6 protein-coding genes and 2 pseudogenes are annotated in these 4,338 nt (G+C 31.9%); 3 read left to right on the top strand and 5 right to left on the bottom strand.

Going from position 1 to position 4,338, the window contains the following annotated elements:
- Positions 1-452: 452 nt before the first annotated feature.
- The gene (locus ACQKMD_RS21780; RefSeq protein ID WP_427754648.1) at positions 453-824 is read right to left on the bottom strand and encodes a hypothetical protein; all 372 of its coding nucleotides are present in this window, start codon (positions 822-824) and stop codon (positions 453-455) included.
- 395 nt (positions 825-1,219) lie between these two features.
- Between ACQKMD_RS21780 and ACQKMD_RS21775 the strand changes: the two genes are divergently transcribed.
- A complete protein-coding gene (locus tag ACQKMD_RS21775; RefSeq protein WP_427754646.1) occupies positions 1,220-1,672 on the top strand; it encodes a hypothetical protein in 453 nt (150 codons plus the stop codon).
- Here the strand turns inward: ACQKMD_RS21775 and ACQKMD_RS21770 are convergent.
- Both ACQKMD_RS21770 and ACQKMD_RS21765 read right to left on the bottom strand, forming a co-directional pair.
- A pseudogene (locus tag ACQKMD_RS21770) lies at positions 1,633-1,833 on the bottom strand (IS3 family transposase); the annotation flags it as partial. The gene ACQKMD_RS21775 and the pseudogene ACQKMD_RS21770 sit on opposite strands and share 40 nt — an antisense overlap.
- An 851-nt stretch (positions 1,834-2,684) precedes the next feature.
- Complete coding sequence (locus ACQKMD_RS21765; RefSeq protein WP_427754644.1) at positions 2,685-3,263, bottom strand: hypothetical protein; 579 nt, start codon at positions 3,261-3,263, stop codon at positions 2,685-2,687.
- A 155-nt stretch (positions 3,264-3,418) separates the two neighbouring features.
- On the opposite strand from ACQKMD_RS21765, the gene ACQKMD_RS21760 reads away from it, so the two are divergent.
- Both ACQKMD_RS21760 and ACQKMD_RS21755 read left to right on the top strand, forming a co-directional pair.
- Positions 3,419-3,619, top strand: a complete 201-nt coding sequence (locus tag ACQKMD_RS21760; protein WP_427754642.1) for a hypothetical protein — start codon at positions 3,419-3,421, stop codon at positions 3,617-3,619.
- Positions 3,616-3,894, top strand: coding sequence for a hypothetical protein (locus ACQKMD_RS21755; RefSeq protein ID WP_427754640.1), 279 nt, complete (start codon positions 3,616-3,618; stop codon positions 3,892-3,894). Before ACQKMD_RS21760 ends, ACQKMD_RS21755 begins: the two co-directional genes overlap by 4 nt.
- Positions 3,895-3,986: 92 nt before the next feature.
- Here the strand turns inward: ACQKMD_RS21755 and ACQKMD_RS21750 are convergent.
- A pseudogene (locus ACQKMD_RS21750) lies at positions 3,987-4,100 on the bottom strand (IS6 family transposase); the annotation flags it as partial.
- 42 nt (positions 4,101-4,142) lie between these two features.
- Positions 4,143-4,338 (bottom strand): CPBP family glutamic-type intramembrane protease (locus tag ACQKMD_RS21745; protein WP_427754638.1); only part of this gene is annotated, 196 nt, incomplete at its 5' end.

Below are 4,338 nucleotides of genomic sequence, written 5' to 3'. Positions count from 1 at the left end.
TAGTTTTAGCGAAGCGTACGCTTTATTTGGTAATAAAAACTATAAATTCAATCATCTGTCTACAAAAGAGATGAAAAAATATTTTTCTTACATCACGAAGTGATGAAAACCGTTGATACTTCAATGTTTATAGAGGGAGTTTAGTTCAATAAGGATAACTTTAAGGATGTCGCTAATTTAAAAATCTATATCTAACAAAATAGGTTTATTTTGGTGACAAAGAGCAATTGAAATATGATAAACTTATCTGTATAAATGCCCGCAAACCACTGCTATGGCTGACTTTTAAAAAAGGTGTATAAAACACCATATAATTAATGTACATACAAAAAGCCACAAAACGTTGATTTAACGACATTCGTGGCTTTTTGGTGTATTTCCAAACGTTGATTTGGGAACATTTTTTCAGCTGCGTATGTATAATTATTCTTATTATTTTTTAAAAGAATAAGCTACTCACCTGTGTGTGAATCCATAAGCTTTCCTGTCTTTAAATCGTAAATTTTATAATCCATTTCCCACATATGGCCTTTGGTCACCGTAATCTCACAGTAATAAGGAATTGATTTGCCATAAGCATCAAGTTCAGGAATCTCATTGAAGAAACTAAATTGTTCGTCTGTATTAAGCATATTGAAAGTCGAACCAGAAGAACGACCAGATGAAGATATTTCTATCGTGCATTTTCCATCAACAACATCAAAGTCTTTCGTTATTACAGATTTTAGACTTGGAATGGTCATCCATAAAAGTAGGATTCCAATTAGAAAACCGCCCAGCATTTTAATAGTCGGCCAAAACTCAATTTCTCTCTCTATACACATTAGAATAAAATTAATCACTGTGCCTATAACTAAAAGCCCACCTAAACCAAATAACAAATAATAAATTAAAATAATAATCCCTTCCTTACAATAAATAATTACTATATTTACGTTAATCCAATTATAAAAGTTTCAAAAGTTATCATTATAACCTTTCCAAAGCGAGATTTTGGGGCTTTTTATGCTTAACGTTGTAAATCCGCATAAATCTGACGCCACCCCTAATAGAAAAGCTGTTTTCTCAAAGTTGTTTGTTGCTATTCAACTAACGGAAGCAGGTTTGTTGAAGAGGGAGAATAAATCCATTTATAAGTGTTATATTCACATTTCTATTGACATTTATGTAACGTCATACTTTAACATTAACTTTAAAGTCAAAGGAAAGTAGTGGGAAAATGGAGATACTAATCGAAAATACGATTGAGCAATATGAAGGTTTATTCTCGTTAGAAAATAACAGAGAAAACTTTTATAGATTTTCAATGATGAAGCCTTTTGGAAAAATATGGAATACCATTAATGTCCCTATCGTAGCTAAACAACAAAATGGCTACGATGTGATTATGGCTACAAAAATGCTGGGTTATCTTGACATATCAGAAGATGAAAAAGGAAAGATAGCATTAGGGAAACTTAAAGAGATGAATGTCCTTCAAATAGCTAAGGATACATTAAATGAATGCATTTCCTTTCTTGAAACTAATAATTTGCAAATTAACGCTGATGAATTGAAGTTCGGTTTATATATTGCGGATCCAGAAAAGCTAAAATTACAAAAGTGGTGTGTCAACACTAAACTGGACAACTTTTATAAGGACTGTTGCTTGAATTCCACCGGTGTTAAATAGCCCAGTGTTCCATGAATTCGAATATTGTTAAACCAATGAACGTAATCATCTAATTCAAGAGCGAGCTGTTCAAGTGAGGAGAAGTGTGCTCCATTAGCGAATTCTGTTTAAAATACCTTAAACATCGCTTCAGACACGGCGTTATCATAAGGGCATCCCTTCATGTGCGTCAAAGCGAACAGCAAGAGAAGATGGAAACAGGTGGTCTCCATACGTTAGCTAATGGGCTTTCTGGTGAACGTCAGACCTGTCTACACGAATAATGCTGCAAGAGTATGGAGAACTTTATCAAGAAGGATTGCCAGTGGCGTTCGCTGATTTAAACCAAGTTAACGGGGATCAGAGAGAGCTAAAAAAAATCTTGAGTGGTTCAAGAATAGATTAAGATTAAGAAGAATCTCCCTCAATTCTGAGAGGCTCCCTCGCCTGTAAAATGTATAAAAAAACATACTAAATCCTAATAAAATTAAGGAATTCAGTATGTTTGGTTGTTAATGGTATATTTTTATTGTTATTTTTAAATATGGAAATTAACTTCTTCGAAAATTAACTTCTTCTCTAATTGTTCGTAGTATACCCCAAAATAGAAAACGATATAAAATTGCAAAACCAGTAAATAAATAAACAAATTCGAAAATAGAAAAGGGCTCATAATCAATTAAATAAGAATTAGTATAGACTATAACTAAAGACAACAGTTCTATTAAAGAATCTTTAGATCCATTTTTTTTATGCAAATCTTTAGACGATTCTAGATTTATAAAGTTATTAAACTCGTTACTAAAAAAACCTTTAATAAAGCCAAAAAGTAATAAATATATTCCTAAAGAAGGTCCATAAGATATATTGATAAGTTGTGTTATAAAACAATAAACTATCGTGAATAAAAGTAAGTACACTTTAAATATAACTCCTCTTCTTTTATGCATCACTTTTTCTACTAACTAATTATAAAATCAATAGTTTAAGGAAGTGAGTATCGTAATACTCACTTCCTCTATTTTTAAAACATTTATGGAATATCCACGTCATAAGACCAATTAAGTCCTAGAATATTCAAACCAAGAGAAACCTTTTTGACGTTATCTTCAACTGCATTTTTTACAGCAAGAGCTGTACCAGCAGTAATAAGACCAGCTACACCGGCAGTAATTGGATTAACAGCAAATTGTTTAGCATACCATCCTACATAACCTGCCGCAAAGGCACCTGCTGCCCATCCATTCATTGCTCGAACTTTAGGACCTAAATGAAGGTACACTCCAACAAATCCATAAGGCTGAATTTTTGGGTTTTTATTATTAGATGTTAATTCAGCAACCGCCAGAATCATTAAATCAGCATCTTTCTCCGATACTCCTAAATCACTAATTAACGTATCACGATCAGCATTAAAGATAATATTCTCATCTTCATCTACAGAAAAATAACTAGAAACTTTTTCTGCTGCTTGAATTAATTCTTCATCAATTTCACTAAAAGTAGTTTCCCGATCAGAAACCTCACTAGCGTGGCTGATTTTACTAAAAGAAACAAAACTACTAAACATTACAACTACGATACTAAATAAAACAAGAAACTTTTTGACCATCTTATTCACTCCTTTATTAATAATCAAACTATCTTCAAATCACTCATTTACAAATATTGCATATTTTTAAAATTTTGTCAATTAATTTCCAGTTAATTGTTAATTGTCATATAATTGCTTCTCGGCATTTGACCTTAAGTAACTTCTGATATAAGGTGTACATTTCACAAGCACTAAACGAACATAAACCAGTAAAAATATCTACTTGGGCTAACGGAGAAATAGTTATTACTGAGGGCTTGTTACAAGAAGTTGATAAGTATCATAATGAATGTCTTCTTAAGTGCCAATTAGATGTAATTAAACGTATTCAGCTATCTTCTATATGTGATATATGTTTGCTGGAGGAAGTATGATTTCAATAGAAGAACGGAATCAATTACATCAATATTTGATATATGAGTTAGCAATTCAATCTTTGCAAAAAGATCATCCTCATTTAGAAAAATTAAAAATGAAAAATATCTATTTAGTATTTGTGGATACATTGTTAAAGGAACTAAAAGATGATTATTATAAATCAAAACACCTTTTAAAAAGAAGGGGAGTTCAAGTAATAAGATGGCATCGTACAAGTGAATATGGGTGTTATTTGATGATGTTAAAGTTATCGGTGCAAAAAAGTAGATGATGTGGCGTTTGAATAAAGATTGATAATTTGGGTTCTGGTGCAAAAATAATGATATAGAAACAAAGAATGGTAATACCCTGTTAACTTTGGGATTAAGCAGCTACTCCGAAAAACTTATGAATGAATTCAACCTCATTTTGGGCAGACTTTGCCCGTTGATGAGGTTGATCTTTTTTAACCATATGCATAGCTTCGATACCACAAATATAGGTGGCTGTTTATGGACTAGCTTCTTTTTATAAAGTAGACTAGATCCCTATTCCAAGGTTATAAATAGCATGTGCAATCATTGAAGGAATCAAAGAACTAGTAAAATAAAACAATAAGGCAAATAGCAGTCCATTAATAAATACTGGTATGTCAACACTAAACTGGACAACTTTTATAAGGACTGCTGCTTGAATTCCACCGGTGTTAAATAGCCCAGTGTTCCATGAATTCGAA

The sequence above is a fragment of the Viridibacillus sp. NPDC096237 genome, assembly GCF_050278625.1.
Classification (GTDB): Bacteria; Bacillota; Bacilli; order Bacillales_A; family Planococcaceae; genus Viridibacillus.
The sequence above is the reverse complement of the archived record's forward strand: the minus strand, read 5'-3'. Positions and strand labels throughout refer to the sequence as shown.

Coding starts and splice junctions, on each gene's coding strand:
- ACQKMD_RS21780 (WP_427754648.1), bottom strand. CDS start 824: ATGTGTATAGAGAGAGAAATTGAGTTTTGGCCGACTATTAAAATGCTG.
- ACQKMD_RS21775 (WP_427754646.1), top strand. CDS start 1,220: ATGGAGATACTAATCGAAAATACGATTGAGCAATATGAAGGTTTATTC.
- ACQKMD_RS21765 (WP_427754644.1), bottom strand. CDS start 3,263: ATGGTCAAAAAGTTTCTTGTTTTATTTAGTATCGTAGTTGTAATGTTT.
- ACQKMD_RS21755 (WP_427754640.1), top strand. CDS start 3,616: ATGATTTCAATAGAAGAACGGAATCAATTACATCAATATTTGATATAT.